The sequence below is a fragment of the Streptosporangium sp. NBC_01639 genome, assembly GCF_045209755.1.
Classification (GTDB): Bacteria; Actinomycetota; Actinomycetes; order Streptosporangiales; family Streptosporangiaceae; genus Streptosporangium.
Window position 1 is genome coordinate 1,844,495 of sequence record NZ_CP109272.1, and the last position, 17,845, is coordinate 1,862,339.

General features: G+C 72.0%; 12 protein-coding genes. 4 read left to right on the forward strand and 8 right to left on the reverse strand.

The genetic code is table 11. From position 1 onward, the window contains the following. The first annotated feature begins 183 nt into the window (after window positions 1-183). Window positions 184-2,508: a family 2 encapsulin nanocompartment cargo protein terpene cyclase gene (locus OHA77_RS08205; protein WP_406319801.1), complete on the forward strand. Its 2,325-nt coding sequence runs from the start codon at window positions 184-186 to the stop codon at window positions 2,506-2,508. On the opposite strand, the gene OHA77_RS08210 is transcribed toward OHA77_RS08205, so the two are convergent. Further along, window positions 2,419-3,363 carry a hypothetical protein gene (locus tag OHA77_RS08210; RefSeq protein WP_406317181.1) on the reverse strand — a complete coding sequence of 315 codons (945 nt, stop codon included), beginning with the start codon at window positions 3,361-3,363 and terminating at the stop codon, window positions 2,419-2,421. The genes OHA77_RS08205 and OHA77_RS08210 overlap by 90 nt on opposite strands. A 286-nt stretch (window positions 3,364-3,649) precedes the next feature. On the opposite strand from OHA77_RS08210, the gene OHA77_RS08215 reads away from it, so the two are divergent. Together OHA77_RS08215 and OHA77_RS08220 are read left to right on the forward strand one after the other, a co-directional pair. Next, window positions 3,650-4,261 carry a C40 family peptidase gene (locus tag OHA77_RS08215; protein WP_406317182.1) on the forward strand — a complete coding sequence of 204 codons (612 nt, stop codon included), beginning with the start codon at window positions 3,650-3,652 and terminating at the stop codon, window positions 4,259-4,261. 7 nt (window positions 4,262-4,268) lie between these two features. Next, window positions 4,269-5,105: an LLM class flavin-dependent oxidoreductase gene (locus tag OHA77_RS08220; protein ID WP_406317183.1), complete on the forward strand. Its 837-nt coding sequence runs from the start codon at window positions 4,269-4,271 to the stop codon at window positions 5,103-5,105. A gap of 51 nt (window positions 5,106-5,156) precedes the next feature. On the opposite strand, the gene OHA77_RS08225 is transcribed toward OHA77_RS08220, so the two are convergent. From OHA77_RS08225 to OHA77_RS08240, 4 genes are all read right to left on the reverse strand, one after another. Continuing rightward, on the reverse strand, window positions 5,157-6,236 hold the full coding sequence (locus tag OHA77_RS08225) for a hypothetical protein (protein WP_406317185.1): 1,080 nt from the start codon (window positions 6,234-6,236) through the stop codon (window positions 5,157-5,159). 143 nt (window positions 6,237-6,379) lie between these two features. Further along, entirely contained in the window at window positions 6,380-6,805 is a 426-nt protein-coding gene (locus tag OHA77_RS08230) for a spore-associated protein A (protein ID WP_326821231.1), read from the reverse strand. Between the two features lie 106 nt (window positions 6,806-6,911). Continuing rightward, entirely contained in the window at window positions 6,912-9,932 is a 3,021-nt protein-coding gene (locus OHA77_RS08235; protein WP_406319802.1) for a bifunctional [glutamine synthetase] adenylyltransferase/[glutamine synthetase]-adenylyl-L-tyrosine phosphorylase, read from the reverse strand. 242 nt (window positions 9,933-10,174) lie between these two features. After that, window positions 10,175-10,876 carry a type 1 glutamine amidotransferase gene (locus OHA77_RS08240; RefSeq protein ID WP_326821230.1) on the reverse strand — a complete coding sequence of 234 codons (702 nt, stop codon included), beginning with the start codon at window positions 10,874-10,876 and terminating at the stop codon, window positions 10,175-10,177. A gap of 70 nt (window positions 10,877-10,946) precedes the next feature. On the opposite strand from OHA77_RS08240, the gene OHA77_RS08245 reads away from it, so the two are divergent. After that, complete coding sequence (locus tag OHA77_RS08245) at window positions 10,947-11,810, forward strand: alpha/beta hydrolase (protein ID WP_406317187.1); 864 nt, start codon at window positions 10,947-10,949, stop codon at window positions 11,808-11,810. 7 nt (window positions 11,811-11,817) lie between these two features. Here OHA77_RS08245 and OHA77_RS08250 read toward each other — a convergent pair whose 3' ends face one another. The 3 genes from OHA77_RS08250 to glnA form a co-directional block, all read right to left on the reverse strand. Next, a complete protein-coding gene (locus OHA77_RS08250; protein ID WP_406319803.1) occupies window positions 11,818-15,258 on the reverse strand; it encodes a protein kinase domain-containing protein in 3,441 nt (1,146 codons plus the stop codon). Between the two features lie 204 nt (window positions 15,259-15,462). Next, window positions 15,463-16,188: a hypothetical protein gene (locus OHA77_RS08255; protein WP_406317188.1), complete on the reverse strand. Its 726-nt coding sequence runs from the start codon at window positions 16,186-16,188 to the stop codon at window positions 15,463-15,465. A gap of 180 nt (window positions 16,189-16,368) precedes the next feature. After that, window positions 16,369-17,730, reverse strand: coding sequence for a type I glutamate--ammonia ligase (gene glnA / locus OHA77_RS08260; protein ID WP_326821227.1), 1,362 nt, complete (start codon window positions 17,728-17,730; stop codon window positions 16,369-16,371). Window positions 17,731-17,845: the final 115 nt, after the last annotated feature.

Genomic DNA, 17,845 nt, shown 5'->3' on the forward strand with positions numbered 1-17,845 from the left:
GGCGAAACAGGGTGACCGGCGAACGGGGTAAGCGGCGGACGGCGGACGATCCCGGCGTGACACCTGCGACGGGCGGATATTCGGGGATACCACTCGGCCGGGCGGCACGAGGCGGTACTCTAGGTTCGTTTACCGTCACTTTAAGTGAAGTTTGCCAGTCGGTCCAAGAGAGTAGGCGCGCTCATGCAGGCTTTCACGCTCCCCGACTTCTACATGCCGTATCCAGCCAGGATCAATCCCCATCTGGAACGCTCCCGCGAGCACAGCGCGGCCTGGGCCCGGCAGATGGGCATGCTCGACTCGCCCAAGCCGGGCGGCGGCGTCGTCTGGGACGAGGCGGCGCTGGCCAGGATGGACTACGCGCTGATGTGCGCCTACACCCATCCCGACTGCGACGGCCCCGCCCTGGACCTGATCACCGACTGGTACGTCTGGGTGTTCTTCTTCGACGACCACTTTCTGGAGCAGTTCAAATACTCCCGCGACCTTCCCGGCGCCAAGGCCCACCTCGACCGCCTCGAGCTGTTCATGACCGCGGAGGGGGAGACGCCTCCGGAGCCGGCCAACCCGGCGGAGGCGGGACTGAAGGACCTGTGGGCGCGCACGGTCCCGTCGATGTCGCACGGGTGGCGGGAGCGCTTCATCACCAGCACGCACAACCTGATGGTCGAGTCGATGTGGGAGCTGGACAACATCGACCGCGGCCGGATAGCCAATCCGATCGAATACGTTCAGATGCGGCGCAGGGTCGGCGGAGCGCCGTGGTCGGCGAACCTCGTCGAGTACGCCGTCGGTGCGGAGATCCCCGACGGCCTCGCCGGGATGCGGCCGATGCGCGTCCTGTCGGACACCTTCTCCGACGCCGTGCACCTGCGCAACGACCTCTTCTCCTACCAGCGTGAGGTCCGGGAGGAGGGAGAGAACTCCAACGCGGTTCTGGTCTTCGAGAAGTTCTTCGACTGCTCGACGCAGGACGCGGCCGAGCTGGTCAACGAGCTGCTGACCTCCCGGCTGCAGCAGTTCGAGAACACGACGCTGACCGAGGTCCCGGCCCTGCTGGCCGAGCACGCCGTGCCGGCGCACGAGCAGGCCGGAGTGGCCGCCTACGTCAAGGGCCTGCAGGACTGGCAGTCCGGCGGCCACGAGTGGCACGCGCGCTCCAGCCGCTACATGAACGAGGGGGCCGTCACCGACCCCGGCGGCGCGCTGGGGAGCCCGACCGGTCTGGGCACCTCCGCCGCCCGGCTGGCGTTCTCCCCCGCGAAACTCGGACTGCGGCGCAGGGTCAGGCAGCAGTCGTACCTGCCGTTTCAGCCGGTGGGGCACCTGCCGCTGCCGGAGCTCTACATGCCCTACCCGATCCGGACCAGCCCGCATCTGGCGGCCGCGCGACGCTACGCGGTCGGCTGGGCGCGGCGGATGGGCATGTTCGACTCGGCGCCCGGGGTGGAGGCCGGCGGGCTCTGGGACGAACGGCGCTTCGTCGGTTTCGACTTCGCCCACTGCGCCGCGATGATCCATGCCGACGCGAGCTCCGAACAGCTCAACCTGTCCTCCGACTGGCTGGCGTGGGGGACCTACGGCGACGACTACTTCCCCGTGGTGTTCGGGGCTCCCCGCGATCTCGCGGCGGCGAAGCTCTGCAACGAACGGCTGTCGGCGTTCATGCCGCTGGAGACCGAGGCGGCCGTCCCGGAGCCGACGAATGCCGTCGAACGGGGCCTCGCGGACCTGTGGCGGCGCACCGCGGCGCCGATGAGCCCGCCCGCCCGGCGGCAGTTCCGTACAGCGGTCGAGGAGATGACCTCCAGTTGGCTGTGGGAGCTGGCCAACCAGGCCCAGAACCGGGTCCCCGACCCGGTCGACTACATCGAGATGCGCCGCAGGACGTTCGGGTCGGACATGACGATGAGCCTGGCCCGGCTCGCGCATTCGGACGTGGTCCCTCCGGAGCTCTACCAGACGCGGGTGATGCGCGAGCTGGACACCGCGGCGCAGGACTATGCCTGTTTCACCAACGACCTGTTCTCCTACCAGAAGGAGATCGAGTTCGAGGGTGAGGTCCACAACCTCGTCCTGGTCGTGGAGAACTTCCTGGAGGTGGACCGCTGGAAGGCCCGGGACATCGTGGCCGACCTGATGGCGGCACGGATGCGGCAGTTCGAGCACATCGTCGCCAACGACCTGCCGGCGCTGTTCGAGGACTTCGCCCTCGACGGGCCGGTCCGTGAGATCCTCACCCGGCACGCCGACGACCTCAAGGAGTGGATGTCGGGGATCCTGGAGTGGCATCGCCGGTGCGCGCGGTACACCGAGGCCGAGCTCCGGCGCAGCCGGCCCCCGGCGCCGGCCGGGTTCTCGTTCCTGCCGACCGGCCTGGGCACCTCGGCGGCCCGGGTCGCGGCCCCGGAGGATCGCTCACCGCGGCTGCCCGACGTCGTTCTCCTCCTCGATCCCGCTCGGGACACGCGTAGCGGCGCTCATCCGGGCCAGGTGGCGCCTGCGTAGGAACATCATCAAAAGGAGCGGTCCGCCGAGCAGGATCATGGCGGCCAGCCAGTGCAGCGGAAAGACGACGACGGTCACACCTGTGGACGTTCCTCCGGGCAGGGACACGGTGGCCCGGCACAGACACAGCAGCGGCGGGTCGAAGGTCGTGGCGATCTCACGCGTGGCGCCCCGGCCCACGGTGAAGTCGGGAAACGGGACACTCTCTCCGTTCACCTGCAGACGCAGGCGGCCGGTGCCGCGGAAGTCCCGGTGCACGGTCCCGGTGTCGCGGACCCTCGCGGTGAAGGTGAGTGGCCCGCCCAGCGTGAAACCCGGTGCGCGCAGGTCCGTGACCTCCACCGAGTCGTCGGCGGGACCGGGCACGGCGACGTAGACCGGGGCACCGATCCCCCGGTTGATGTGGATGTTGCCGGTGCCGGTCCCGGCCGGCACCAGGAAGACCACGGCAAGCTGATGATCACCCGGTTCCGGATCGGACGGCACCCTGATCCGGACGGACACCGGCGCGGACCTCCCCGCCGCCAGGCGGAAGCGGCGGGGGGTGACGGTGGCCCAGTCTCTGGCGGAGTAGGCGGCGCCAGACCGAAAGAGCAGTGTGCCGTCCAGCCGTGACGTGAAATCCGCCCTGCGGACCTCGACCTCGACCGGTAGCCGGCCCTGGTTCAGGACCTGAAACACCTGCTTCCTGCCGAGGTCGTCGGGCTGGACGGCAAGCCGGGTCGGGCTCACCGTCAACGAGAAGTCCGTTTCGGGGGTGGGAGGGGGCGTCCCCGCCTGGGCCGGGCCCATCATCCACAGCAGGCACGCGCCGCTCAGCAGGGCGACACTGCCACGCCTCAGCCGGATGGTCACCTTCGGCTCTCCACACTGCCGCGCTCCGCACGCGACATCGCTGATTCACCCGAGCAGCTGATCCGCCGGGGTGATCTCGTCACCGAAAGTAACATCGTGCCGGGTCGTTCCCGGCGGACCGGTCACGATGAGTGACCTGCGGCGTGTCGCCGCTCATCCCGCCCCCGGCGGTCGCCCGCGACAGAGCAGCGACAGCGCGGCGGCAGTTGCGAGCGCACACCGCAGAACGGCAATACGTTGGGCAGAATAAATCCTGACTTACAGCGATAAATCGAGGTGGGTGGATGTGGCCGGGACACCCCGGGGCGTGCGGTGGAATCCGGAGATCTCCCCGTGGCACCGGTGGCCGGTCACGCTGGCCGTACTCGCCGGGATGCTCGTGGTCGTCAGCGGCTCGGTGCCGCTGCTGCCCGCCACCCTGAACCGGGTGACCGCCATCGCCTACGCGATCAAAGCCGGGCAGGGGCAACCGGGCTGGCCGGGCGGGACGATCCCCTATTCGTGGGGCGGCGGCCACGACGACGACCCCGGCCCCTCGCTCGGCACCTGCCGCGGCTACAGCGGCGCGATCCGCCCCTGTCCCGCCACCGACACCCTCGGGCTTGACTGCTCCGGGCTGGCCCGGTGGGTCTACCGCCTGGCCTACGGCCGCGACGTCCTGGGGCCGGGCAACACCGACGACCACGTCAGGCGGCTCACGGAGGTGCCCGCCGCGAAGGCCCGGCCGGGCGACCTGGTGTTCTACGGCAAGATCGGCGACCGTAGGGTGAAGACCCACCATGTCGGCATCTACGTCGGCCGGGGAAGAATGATCAACGCGCTGAGAACCGGCACCGAGATCCGGATCGACCGCCTGACGGCCGTCAAGGGTTTCGCCGGCTACTTCCGCTACCAGTAGGAGAGATATGCGCCTGGGCGTGATGTTCGACCGCGACCTTCCTCCGGAGTCGCTCATCCCCTTCTGCCGCGAGCTGGACACGGCCGGGGTCGACGATCTCTGGGTGGTGGAGGACCTGGGCTGGACCGGCTCGATCTCGTCGGCGGCCACCGCGCTCGCCGTCACCGAACGGCTCCGCGTGGGCATCGGGATCGCCCCGGCCCCGCTGCGCAATCCGGCGCTGCTGGCCATGGAGCTCGGCAACCTGGCCCGCCTGCATCCGCACCGGCTGGCGGCCGGCATCGGCCACGGCGTCCAGGACTGGATGCGTCAGGTGGGCGCACTGGCCCCCTCGCCGCTGGCACTGCTGGAGGAGACCGTCGTGGCCGTGCGCGCACTGCTGCGCGGCGAGACGGTTACCCTCCAGGGGCGGGCCGTACGGATCGACGGGGTGAGCCTGGTCCATCCGCCCGCGGCCGTGCCGCCGGTCCTCGCGGGGGTCGTACGGCCCCGCTCGCTGGAGCTGTCCGGGCGGGTGGCGCAGGGCACGATCCTGCCCGAAGGCGTCGGCCCCGCCCAGATCGGGGAAGCGCGGAAGCTGACCGGTGGAGACGACCACGAACTGGTGGTGTTCACCAACTTCTACGTCGGCGACGATCCCACGGTGGGCCCGCGCCTGGCGGCCGGCACGGCGGAGTTCCTGCGCGTCGGCCCGGACGAGGTGGTGATGGCGGTGGGTTCCCCCGAGTCCGCCGCCGACCAGGTCAGGACGCTGTGGGAGGCGGGCGCCGACACGGTGGTGCTCCGCCCGTTCGGACCGGACCCCCTCCCCCAGATAGAACTGGTGCTGGCGGAGCTGCGCTGAGAGCCGGCCCCGGGCGCACCCGGAGACCGCGCGGCGGCGCGGCCGGAGAGGTTACGAGCGGTGGCTCCGGATGCCGGTCAGCCGGCGCAGGACGTCCCACCAGAAGGACGCCCCGAACAGCAGGGCGACCACGCTGACCAGGTAACCGGGCCAGTGGCCCGGGGAGGTCAGGCGTTCCCACCAGAGGGCGCCGTTCCAGTTGAAGGACGGGTCCGCCGAGCCGTCGGGGGGGATCGTCACGCTCACGATGGCGTGGTCGAAGATCTTCACCAGGGCCGGGGAGCTGAAGGACTCGGTCACGCAGGCGTAGGGTTCGGTGGCGCCGTCCACCGCGCACTTGTCCCGCAGCGCGCTCAGGCCGTCCTCGCTACCGCCCGCGATGGCCGCGACCCCGGCGCGGTAGGCGTTGTCGCGCAGCAGGGTCTTGCCGTACTCCAGCGCGTCCATGCTGAACAGCAGCGTCAGCACCAGACCGAGCGCGAGGATCACCCATTTGACGTAGCGGCGGTACAGCGTGGACAGCCGCTGCATCTCGCCGTCGAACCAGGCCTCCACTCCCTTGCGGAACTTCCCCAGGTCCCGCTGCGCGCCTTCCCAGACACCCCGCAGGTGCCCGGCCAGCGGGCTGCCGATGGCCTCCAGCTTGCCGAGCAGGCCGTCGACCCCGCCCTCCTCGGCGGAGACCAACTCCAGCATCGCCCCGGAGAACCGTTCGGGCGGGATGTTCGCGATGCCGGTCCGCGTGCCCCTGGGGTGGTCGATCTCCTGGAGCCGGCCGTACAGCCGCCCGGTCATGTCGACCGCCGGGGCGGGTGTCTCGGTGGCGAGCACCGCGGCGGGGTCGATCGGCACCGGGTCGACCACCGGCGGCGCGGGGTCCGGGTCGTGCCGGGGACGCGGATCGTTCCCGGAGAAGGGCAGCCTGGCGAAGACGTCGGCGACCTTCGCCGGAATCCACGACCGCCCCTCCTGCGGACCGCCGTCCATGGTGTCGCGGATGTAGGCCCACAGGAACTTGCTGCGGATCCCGAACAGCCGGACGAAGGCCTCGTTGATCCCGCTCACCAGGAGCGAGAGCATCAGGAAGGCCAGAACCAGCCCGATGGCCAGATCAATGTAAACGGATATCAAAGTGGATCACCCGCAACTTTGATACACGTCCGTCCCGGCAAGCGCAATGCCTTCCAGGGTTCCGGCAGGCGCGACGCCGTCGAAAGTTCCGGTGGTCCCGGTACGGCACCCGCTCCAAGCGTGCCGTACCGGGACCTGGAACGTCAGCCGCAGTGCTCGAACGGGCTGGTGTACTTGAAGCCCGGGTCGGTGTCGAACTGGCCGCCCCACTTCACGCACTTGTCCGTCGCGGACACGTACAGGGGCCCGGCGTACGACGTGAACTCGCCGGAGTCGACCTTCTGGCTGCCGCCTGAGGCCTGGAGGGTCGCCTTCAGGTAGTACCGGGCACCGTTGGGGTGGGCGAGGGTGGTGACGACGCAGTTGTAGCCGTTGCCCGAGTTGTAGGTCAGGTAGACGGTCGCGAGCGTCAGGCTCCCGCTCTTCAGCGCCTGGCTGTCGATGACCCGGTAGCCCGACCCGCACACACCCGCGGGGTCGACCGCGGCCGTCGCCGACGTGGGCTGGACCAGCATCAGTCCGCCGGCCAGCGCTCCGGCCGCGGCGAGAGCCTTCACAGACCTGCGCATGGGGTTCCTTTCCTCGGGATGTGACCCGTTTTTTAACAGGCCGAAAAAGATCCTCAAGGTGGGAACCGAACAGAAAGTGATCTTGAGGTTAACTGCGGGAGAAGTATCAGTCCTCGTAGAAGGCACGTTCCATGACCCGGCGGGCACGGCGGGTGATGCGACGGTAGTCCTCCACGAGGTCCTCGCTGCTGTCGGACGGATATCCCATCGCGCGGGAGATGAGCGCGCGCTCGCGCAGGTCCACCGGGATCGAGTCGGCCGCACGGCCCCGGACCAGGACGACGGCGTCGCGGATGCGTGAGGCGAACCGCCACGCCTGGGCCAGTGCGGTCTCGTCCTCGGCGGACAGCAGCCCCTCGGCGACCGCCGCGCGGAGCGTCTCCAGGGTGCGGGTGGTCCGCAGTGACGGCAGGCGCCCGGCGTGGCGGAGCTGGATGAGCTGGGCCACCCACTCCACGTCGGACAGCCCTCCGGGGCCGAGCTTGGTGTGCAGAGCCGGGTCGGCCCCCCGGGGCAGCCGCTCGGCCTCCATGCGTGCCTTCAGTTTCCTGATCTCCAGCAGCGCCGTGTCTGATATGCCGCCGGGCGGGTAGCGCAGCGGGTCGGCCAGCGCGAGGAGGCCGGCTCCGAGCAAGGGATCCCCCGCGGCGAACCGGGCACGCAGCAGCGCCTGGGACTCCCACGGCGACGACCAGCGCTCGTAGTAGGCGGCGTAGGAGGCCAGCGTGCGGACCAGCGGGCCCTGACGGCCCTCGGGACGCAGGTCGGGGTCGATGAGCAGCGGCGGGTCCGGGGCCGGCAGGGTCAGCAGGCGGCGCAGCTCGTTGGCCACCGCGAAGGCCGCGTCGGTCGACTCCCGCTCCGGGACCCCCGCCAGCGGCGCGTGCACGAACATCACGTCGGCGTCGCTGCCGTAGGAGCATTCGAGCCCGCCGAGGCGGCCCATCGCGATCACCGCGAACCGGGTGCCCAGCGGGGCCCGCCGTTCCATCTCGACCTTGCCGATCGCGGCGTCCAGTGCGGCCTGGATCGTGGTGTCGTTGAGCGCGGACAGCGCCAGGCCGACCTGTTCGATGTCGATGTGCCCGGTGAGGTCGGCGACCGCCGTGCGGAACAGCTCCCTGCGCCGCAGCCCGCGCACCGCGGCCACCGCGTTCTCCGCGTGGGCGGGGTAGCGGCCCACCGTCGCCCGCGCCTCCGCCAGCAGGGCCTCGGGCGGCCGGGGATCCAGCTCCGTGTCCGAGGCGAGCATCGCGACCGCGTCGGGGGCGTGCAGCAGCAGTCCCGTCGCGTAACGGCTGGTGCCGAGCAGCCGGGCGAGCCGGGCGGCCACCGCGGTCTCGTCACGCAGCAGCCGCAGATACCACGGGGTGGCGCCGAGTTTGTCGGAGATCTGGCGGAAGCCGAGCAGGCCGGCGTCGGGGTCGGGGGCGTCGGCGAACCAGCCGAGCATGACGGGCAGCAGCGTCCGCTGGATCGCCGCACGGCGTGAGACGCCGCTGGTCAACGCGCTGATGTGGCGGAGCGCCCCGGCCGGGTCGGTGTAGCCGAGCGCCTCCAGCCGGGCCTGCGCGGCGACGGCCGACAGCCGGGCCTCGGACTCCGGCAGGCGGGCCACGGCCTGCAGCAGCGGCCGGTAGAAGAGTTTCTCGTGCAGGCGCCTGGCCTCCATCGCGTGCCGCCTCCATCGGGTGGTGAACTCCCCCACCGGGTCGCTGGTCATGCCCAGCCCCCGGCCGAGCCGCCGCAGGTCGTTGACGTCCTCCGGCACCACGTGGGTACGGCGGAGCCGGTGCAGCTGGATCAGGTGCTCGACCTGGCGCAGGAACGTGTAGGCCTCGGCGAGGGCCTTGGCGTCCTCCCTGGCGACGTAGCCGCCTCGGGACAGCGCGGCGAGCGCGGGGAGCGTGGCACGGCGGCGTAGCAGGGGGTCCAGGCGGCCGTGGACGAGCTGGAGCAGCTGGACCGCGAACTCGATGTCGCGAAGGCCGCCCGGCCCGAGCTTGAGCTGGCGTTCGGCCTCGCCGGCGCGGATGTGCTCCTCGACCCGGCGGCGCATGGCCTGCACGTCCTCGACGAATCTCTCACGGGTGGCGGCCTGCCAGACCATCTCGTTCATCGCGGAGACGTACTGCTCGCCGAGCGCGGGGTCGCCCGCCACCGGCCGGGCCTTCAGCAACGCCTGGAACTCCCAGGTCTTGGCCCAGCGCCGGTAGTAGGCCTGGTGACTGGCGAGGGTGCGGACCAGCGGGCCGGCCTTGCCCTCGGGACGCAGTGCCGCGTCCACCTCCCAGAGCGAGCCTTCGGGGGTGCTGGCCGAGCAGGCGCGCATCATGCCCTGGGCCAGGCGGGTGGCGAGCTGGAGGGCCTTGGTCTCGTCAACGGCCCCCGAGGCGTCCTTTTGGGGTTCGGCCACGAAGACGACGTCGACGTCGCTGATGTAGTTGAGTTCGCGGGCTCCGCACTTGCCCATGCCGATGACGGCCAGCCGTACCGAGCCGGACTCCGGGTGTTCGGCCCGTGCGACGGCGAGTCCCGCCTCCAGCGCGGCTCCCGCCAGGTCCGACAGCTCCGCGGCGATCTCGGTGAGCGAGGCCGCGCCGGTGACGTCGCGTGCGGCCAACTGGAGCAGCCGGCCCCGGTAGGCGACCCGGAGCGCGACCAGGGTGGCGGTGCCCGCGTCCACCGCCCGCGGCTCGGGGTCGTCGGGGTCGGCGCCGACCGCGAGCAGCAGCTCCGCGCGAAGCTGCTGCGAGGTCGGGCGCTGTACGGCCTGCGTTTCGCCGAGGAGCCGCCAGTGCTCGGGATGCCTGACCACGTGCTCTCCGAGAGCGGCGCTGACGCCGAAGACCCCGAGAAGGCGGCGGCGCAGGCCGGGGTCGGACCGGAGCGCGCCGAGGACACTCGGGTCCTGTTCGGTCAGCCTGTTGAGCGAGGTGAGCGCCAGATCGGGGTCCGCCGTGACGACCAGGGAGCCCAGCAGGTCGAAGTCGCCGACCGCCTCGGGGCCCAGCTCGTCGAGGAGCCTCTCGGCCCTGGCCCCGTCGGCGAAACCGATCATGGCCAGTCTCCCCGCGGTCGTCTGCATCCGGGATGCGGCGTTCACCGACCCTCCCTCGTCCTCCATCGCAAGCACGGGTGGCCTTTCCCAATCCCTACCCCGACATCCCTGTCCCGACGGATCGAAGGAGCGCGTCCGCCCGAGGTCGCGCCCGGCTCCGGTCCCGGCCGGCCGCGCGGACGGCGCCGCTCCTCCTGCGCCCGCTCTCCCGGGGCCGCCCCACCCTCCAGGCGACCGGAGGCGCCATCGCACACGCTAATCCTGAAAGTGTGCAGCGTCGTTAGCGGATTCGCAACGTAATCGCGCGGTCACGCGGTTTGGACGGCGGCGGCGAAACGTCGGGCGAGCGGCCGCCAGGCGTCGATGAGGCGCGGTTCGGCCTCCTTCACCTGCGTGCCGAGCTCCTCGACCGAGTAACCCCGGGCGGTCAGCTGGTCGGCCGATCCGCTGGTCCACTCCGTGAAGATCTCCGGAGTGGCCTCGGGGTGGAACTGCACGGCCCACGCCCGCTCGCCCAGCCGGTAGGCCTGGTTGGGGTAGGGATCCCCGGTGGCCAGCCGTACCGCGCCCGCGGGCAGCCGGGTCATCGCGTCCCCGTGGTACTGGACGGCGAGGGCGGGGCCGATCCCGGCGAACAGCGGGTCGGCGTCGGCGGCCGGCAGCGGGACGATCTCCGTCGCGCCCACCTCCAGTCCGTGCTCGCCCCGTTCCACGGCGCCTCCGCAGGCGAGCGTCATGAGCTGGGCGCCCAGGCAGATTCCCAGGGTCGGCACGCCGCCGCCGACCGAGCTCCGGATCAGGTCGCGGGTGGCGGGCAGCCAGGGGTACTGTTCGTCCTCCCACGCCGCCGCCTCGCCGCCGAGCACGATCAGCCCGTCCCCGGCGCGCTCCGGCACCGCCTCGCCCAGATAGGGCCGGACGACCTCGCACCCGACCCCTGCGGCGTCCAGCCACCCCGCGAAGAACCCAAGACCGGCGGCGGCTTCATGCTCAACAACGGTAACCCTCATGCGGTAATTATGAGCTGTGGGAGCATGCTCCAAGTTTGCGATAGCTCCTGCCGATCCCGAGGAGAACCCCTTGAACCCTGTTTTCGGCGATGTCGACGTCCCCGGGGGACGGCTGCGGGTCGCCCGGTTCGGCACCGGGCCGCGTCTGGTGGTGGCCGTACACGGCATCACCGCCTCGCTCATGGCCTGGGCCGGGGTCGCACGGCGGCTGCCCGCGGAGTGGTCGCTGGTCGCGATGGACCTGCGGGGCCGCGGTCACAGCGCCGGTCTTCCCGGCCCGTACGGCCTGCGGCGGCATGCCGAGGACGTCGGCCTGGTCGCCCGGTCCCTGGGCGCGGAGTCCGACATCGTGCTGACCGGTCACTCGATGGGCGCCTACGTCGCCGCCCTGGCCGCGGCCGACCGCGACTACGCCAAGGTCGTGCTGGTCGACGGCGGTCTCCCGCTGCCGCTGCCTCCCGGGCTGGACCCCGACGCGGTCCTGTCTGCCACGCTCGGCCCGGCCATCGCCCGGCTCGGCCAGACCTTCCCGAGCACCGGCGCCTACGTCGACTTCTTCAAGGCGCACCCCGCCTTCGCCGGGAACTGGAACGACCTGGTGGAGGAGTACGTCCGCTACGACGCGACCGGGCCGGAGGGCGCGGTGCGCTCGCGGGCCCAGGAGGAGCCGGTCCGCGAGGACGGCCGGTGGCTGCTCACCGAGAGCGAGGCGATCGGGACCGCGCTGCACGCGGTGAAGTCGCCGCTGTCGCTGCTGCGGGCCCCGCGTGGGCTGCTCGACCAGCCGGTCGGCATGATCCCCGCGGAACTGGCCGCCACCTGGACCGAGCGGTTGCCCGCGCTGGAGGACGAACTGGTCGACGACTGCAACCACTACACCATCCTGCTGGAGGACCGCTGCGCCTCCCTGGTCGCCGACCGGCTGTCCGGCTGAGCGGCGGTCACCGGCAGGTGGGGCGGTAGGCGAGTTCGGGGATGTGCCGGGCCCAGGCCTGGGGGGACAGCCCGCCGCCGGCGCGGGAGCACACCGCGCCGGCGGCACGGCCCGGGTCGAGTGGCCGGTCGACGACGGTGCCGTCCGCGCTGACCGTCCGCAGCGTCCTGCCGCCGTCCGGGAACGCCACACCCGTCACGGCCCGCTCCACACCCGCCGCGGGCTGCCCGATCTGCCCGCCGCCCGCCGTGTCCCACAGCGCCACCCGGCCACCGCCCGAGGTGACCAGCAGCCTGCCGTCCGGCGAGAACACCGCGAGATCCACCCCTCCGGGGTGCGCGGCGATCGCCGGACCGCGCGGCCTCCGGGTGGCGGTCTCCCACAGCTGGACCCGCCCGGCGGCGTCGCCGACGGCGAGCAGCCCTCCGCCGGGGTCGAACGACACCGCACGCGCGTCGCCCACCCCGTCGAGCGCGGCGGCGGCGCCGTCGCGCAGCGGCGTCAGGGCGACCCCGCCGGGACTCCCCTGGGCCAGCCGCGCACCGTCCGGATGGAACGCCAGAGCGAGGGCCGTCGTGTCCCCGCCCGGTAGCCGGCCGACCTGCCTGCGGGAGGCGACATCCCACAACTGGACGAACGGCCGGTCGGATCTGCTGGACGCGGCGACGGCGAGACCCTTCCCCGCGGCGTCGAACGCGACCCGCGACGCGGACTTGCCGTCCCAGCGCAGCTCGCCCAGGCGTGCACCCGAGGTGGTGTCGAACAGGTGCACCACCGGTTCGGAGTCGGGGATGACGGCGAGGGTCGCACCGTCGGGGCTGAAGACGAGGCCCAGCGACCCGGCGCCCGACTCGGGGGCCGGCGGGGTCGGCGGTACGGTCATCGTGACCGCGGCCCGGCCCGTGCGGGCGTCTCGCACCTCGACCTTCCGGTGGGTGCCGAAGGCGGTCTGGGCGGCGGTGCGGGCACCGTCCGGGCTGAGCGTCCCGCCCTGGACGATCCCGGCACCGGACCGTCCGGGGACGCTGAGCGTGACCACCGAACCGGCACCGTCGACGAAGCGCAGCGCCCGGCCGTCCTCGGAGAAGCGCACACTCTCGACAGTGGGCTGCTCGTCGGTGGAGTAGTCCAGCAGCGTCACGACACCGGGCACGCCCACCAGGGTGACCCCGCCCTGATGGAGCACCGCCAGGGTGCGGCCGTCCGGGGCGAACAGCAGGTGTCCTCCTCGCGGGACGTCGATCTCGCCGAGCCGCCTGCCTGAGTCCACGTCCCGGAACGTCAGCGCGCCCTCCCGCTCCAGCACCAGGGTCCGCCCGTCGGCGCTCAGCGCGGCGTCGACCGTTCCGGTCCCCTCGGGCAGCGCCGGGGCACGCAGCGCCCTGCCGGTCCGCAGGTCCCACAGCCGGACGGCCCCCGTCCCCGAGGTCGTCACAGCGCGGCCGCCCCCTGCGGCCCGGCCCCAGACCTGGTCACCCGGGACACGCAGCCTCTCCTTGCGATGTTCGAGGTCGCGGACGACCAGGGTGGGGCCGTCGAACGACAGCAGGTCCGTGCCGGCCGGACTGATCGCGGCCCAGCTTCCCGCCTCGCCGTACGCTCCGGGCAGTCGCCTGCCGGTTCGCAGGTCCCACAGGCGCAGGCCCCCGGCGGTGTCGATCGCGGCGTACTCCCGCGTGGCGCCCTGCGCGATGCCGGTCGGGACCAGGCCGGGGGCCCGGATCGAGCGCAGTTCCCGACCGCTGGCCGCGTCCCAGAGGGTGATCACGCCGGTGCCCGCGCCGACCATCGTCGTGCCGTCGACGCTCAGCGTGTAGTGCGTTCCGGATCGGGGCGCCGGCACGACCGAGGTCTCCCGCTGGGTGAGGGAGCTCTGCAGGGCCGCCCGGGACTCGGCCACCGGGGCGATCGCGTAGGCAGCCGTGCTGAGCCGCATCGCGGTCAGCGGGTCGGCCCGCCTCAGCGCGTCGGCCTGACCGGCCAGGCGGCGGGCGACGGCCTCGTCCAGCTGGGCGGCGATGCGCTCACCCTGCGCGGCCACCGTGATCCGGCGCTGCTCGGCGATGACCGTCGCCGCCAGCGCCACCGCGAGCAGTACGGCCAGGGCGGCGGTGAACAGGCGGCGCCTGCGGACCCGGTGGCGGCTCAGGGAGGCGGCGGCCCGCAGGAACGCGGTCTCCAGGTGGTTGAGCCTGATGTGGCCGCGGCCGGTGGCGGCCCACTCCATCGCCTCGTCGAGTGGGGTGCCCTGCAGGAGGTCACCGTCCTTGCGCCCGCCCGCCTCCCAGAGCCGCGCGGCGTCGCTGACCCGTTGCCGGACCGGCAGACCGGGCAGCTCGGTGGCGGACCATTCGCGCAGGCGCGGCCAGGCCCGCAGCAGACCCGGCCGCTCCAGCGTGACGATCTCGGCCGTCACCCGGACCAGCCCGGCGGCGGCGAACGCGGCCAGCACCCGTTCGGCCTCCGGTGAGGCGTCGATCTCGGCCCGCCCGGCGCCGCGGGCTTCACAGCCGTCCGCGCTGACCAGGCGCAGCAGGATCTGGGGGACGACCTCCTGCTCGCCGGGCCCGAGCCGGGCGAACACCTCCTCGGCGACCTGGCCGAGCGAGGGTGCGGCCTCGGCCCGCAGGACGGCGGCGGCCCGGCTCCCGGCCTCCGGGCTGTCCTGGCCGAGCAGCGCCAGCAGCAGTTCGCGGGCGGCCGGCCGGCCGGCGGGGTCCTTGGCCAGGGCGGCCGAGACCAGCGGGCGCACATCCGGCGGCAGGGATGAGACGTCGGGCTGGACGGAGAGCACGCGGTGCATGACCGCGCCGAGGGTCTCGGCGCGGAAGGGGTCGTGGCCGGTGGCCGCGTAGAGCACGATGGCGCCGAAGGCGAAGACGTCGGCGGGGGCGCCGGCCCGTGCCCCGGCGAGGACCTCGGGCGCCATGTAGGTCGGGGTGCCGACGACGAGCCCCGTCGAGGTGAGGGACATCTCGGCGGTGCGGGCGATGCCGAAGTCGATGACCCGGGGGCCGTCGGGGCCGAGCAGCACGTTGTCCGGTTTGAGATCGCGGTGGACCACCCCGGCCCCGTGGATGGCGGTCATCGCGGTGGCGACGGCGATGGCCAGGCGGCGAAGCCGGTCCCCCGCCAACGGCCCCGTGTCCTGTACGGCCTGGCGCAGGCTGGGCCCGTCGATGAACTCGCTGACGATGTAGGGGCGGGGCACGTCGAGATCGGCGTGCAGCACCCGGGCGGTGCAGAACGAGGAGACCCTGGTCGCGGCGGCGATCTCCCTGGCGATCCGGGCCCGGTCGGCGTCGGCGTGCAGCAGTTTGATCGCGACCCGGTGCCCGTCGGGGTCGTACGCGTCGTAGACCACTCCCTGGCCGCCCTCGCCGAGACGGCCGGCCAGGAGATGGTCACCGATGCGCTGCGGATCGCCGGCGCCGAGTCTCTGCGACATCACCACGGCATGGTAAACGCCGGAATCGGACGGATGGTTCGGCCTGGCGCAGCTCGCCGACCCGGTCCGGGCGGCCTGACCGCCTGGCTGGAGCGGCCCGATGGTCCGCCGGTCCGCCCGACCCGGGCCGGGGGCTCAGTCCGGGCGGACCGGCGGCTCAGTCCGGAACGGATCGATGCTCGGCCCGGAGCGGACCCGGTACTTTCAGGCGGGAGCGATCCAGACGGCCTTGGCGGCGGCGACCAAGGTGCCGTCCACCTCGTAGACGGCGCTCTCGCCGAAGAGCTTGCGGCCCTCGCGGCCGGTGGCGCGGCCGACCACGGAGTAGGTGCCACCGGGGTAGACCCGGCGGTGGACCTGCGCGGTCAGGCGGCCGAGCAGGGCGAACTCGCCGGGCGCGAAGTGGGCCCAGCCGGTGACGCAGTCGAGCGCGGCCCAGATGATCGAGTCGGGGACGGCGCCGTCCTCGTCGGTGACGGTCATCGGCACCCGCCAGCCGGCGGCGACGAGGTCGGTGCCGGCCACCGAGCCGGGGAAGATCCGCAGGCCGTCGCCGGGGTCGCGCAGGCCGCAGACGAAGCAGCCGGGGAAGGCGTGGCCGGCGAATCCGGCGAAGCCGCCCTCGGCCAGGGCCGCCTTGTTGAAGGGCACGAACGCCGGGGCGTCGAGCTCCTCGGTGACCGGAATGGCCTCGACGAGAAGGGTGTCGCCGTGGGTGAGGGTCGCGGTGCTGGCGAGGTGGCGCAGGGCCAGCTCGGTGTCCAGCGGCGTGGGGGCGTGCAGCGTGACCTCGACGGCCGAGTCGTGCCGGGCACCGTGCAGGGCCTCGGTGACCGTGCCCGCGATCCAACCGCCGTTCGCGGTGCCTTCGGGCCCGCGGAAACGCGCCGGAACGGTCACCACGGTCTGCAGCTCGGCAGCCGTCGTCATGCCGACCTCCCTATCGCCTTATATGGCTATTGATCGTCAAAAATCACTCTAAAGGGACCGACCGATTTTACCGGAACCGATGCGTGCGCAGCGAATCAGGGGGTCGATGGTGCCGGAGTGGTACGGCAGCGCGCGGCATGCCGTACGGGCCGGCGGCCCCGCCCCGGAGAGCGGGACCTCCTACAGCACAGGAAGATACCGGCCGAGCTCGAATTCGGTGACCTGGCGGCGGTATTCGTTCCACTCGCTCCGCTTGTTGCGCAGGAAGTAGTCGAAGACGTGCTCGCCGAGGGTCTCGGCGACCAGCTCGCTGCGCTCCATGACCGCGATGGCCTCGTCCAGCGACTGGGGTAGCGGCTGGATGCCCAGCGCACGGCGCTCGGCCGAGGTCAGCGCCCAGACGTCGTCCTCGGCGCCGGGGGGCATCTCATAGCCCTCCTCGATGCCCTTCAGGCCCGCGGCCAGGATCACCGCGAAGGCGAGATAGGGGTTGCAGGCCGAGTCGAGCGAGCGGAACTCGATGCGGGTGGAGCCGCTCTTGTGCGGCTTGTACATCGGCACCCGGACCAGGGCCGAGCGGTTGTTGTGGCCCCAGGAGACGTAGCTGGGGGCCTCGCCGCCGGCTCCGGCGATCGCCTCGGCTCCGCCCCACAGGCGTTTGTAAGAATTCACCCACTGGTTACAGACCGCGGTGATCTCGGCGGCGTGCCGGAGCAGCCCGCCGATGAAGGAACGGCCGACCTTGGAGAGCTGGTAGTCCGCACCGGGCTCGTAGAAGGCGTTGCGGTCACCCTCGAACAGCGACATGTGGGTGTGCATGCCGGAGCCGGGATGCTCGGTGAAAGGCTTGGGCATGAAGCTCGCCCAGATGCCCTGCTCCAGCGCGACCTCCTTCATCACCAGGCGGAAGGTCATGATGTTGTCGGCGGTGGTCAGCGCGTCGGCGTAGCGCAGGTCGATCTCCTGCTGGCCGGGGCCGCCCTCGTGGTGGCTGTACTCCACCGAGATGCCCATCGACTCGAGCATCATGATCGCGTTGCGCCGGAAGTCGTGGCCGGAGCTGTGCGGGGTGTGGTCGAAGTAGCCGCCGTCGTCGATCGGCTCGGGACGCGCGCCGCGCTCGGGCCGGCTCTTCAGCAGGAAGAACTCGACCTCGGGGTGGGTGTAGAAGCTGAACCCCATGTCGGAGGCCTTGGCCAGGGTGCGCTTGAGCACCCAGCGCGGGTCGGCGTGCGAGGGCGAGCCGTCCGGCATGAGGATGTCGCAGAACATCCTGGCCGCGCCCGGCGTCTCGCTGCGCCAGGGCAGGATCTGGAACGTCGACGGGTCCGGCTTGGCCAGCATGTCCGACTCGTAGACCCGGGCGAAGCCCTCGATCGCCGAACCGTCGAAGCCGATGCCCTCGGCGAAGGCCCCTTCGAGCTCGGCGGGGGCGATCGCCACTGATTTGAGGAACCCGAGCACGTCGGTGAACCAGAGCCGGATGAACCGGATGTCGCGCTCCTCAAGAGTGCGGAGAACGAACTCCTGCTGGCGGTCCAAGGCCTTCTCCTTCACTTCCGACACCGACGCGGTGTGACACGCCTGGTCTTCTCCCAGTCTGCCCGCTCCGTGTTTCGCACACGTTACGAGGAAGCGCGGTGAGATGCCGCATCGG

Coding starts and splice junctions, on each gene's coding strand:
- OHA77_RS08205 (WP_406319801.1), top strand. CDS start 184: ATGCAGGCTTTCACGCTCCCCGACTTCTACATGCCGTATCCAGCCAGG.
- OHA77_RS08220 (WP_406317183.1), top strand. CDS start 4,269: ATGCGCCTGGGCGTGATGTTCGACCGCGACCTTCCTCCGGAGTCGCTC.
- OHA77_RS08230 (WP_326821231.1), bottom strand. CDS start 6,805: ATGCGCAGGTCTGTGAAGGCTCTCGCCGCGGCCGGAGCGCTGGCCGGC.
- OHA77_RS08235 (WP_406319802.1), bottom strand. CDS start 9,932: ATGGAGGACGAGGGAGGGTCGGTGAACGCCGCATCCCGGATGCAGACG.
- OHA77_RS08240 (WP_326821230.1), bottom strand. CDS start 10,876: ATGAGGGTTACCGTTGTTGAGCATGAAGCCGCCGCCGGTCTTGGGTTC.
- OHA77_RS08250 (WP_406319803.1), bottom strand. CDS start 15,258: ATGTCGCAGAGACTCGGCGCCGGCGATCCGCAGCGCATCGGTGACCAT.
- OHA77_RS08255 (WP_406317188.1), bottom strand. CDS start 16,188: ATGACGACGGCTGCCGAGCTGCAGACCGTGGTGACCGTTCCGGCGCGT.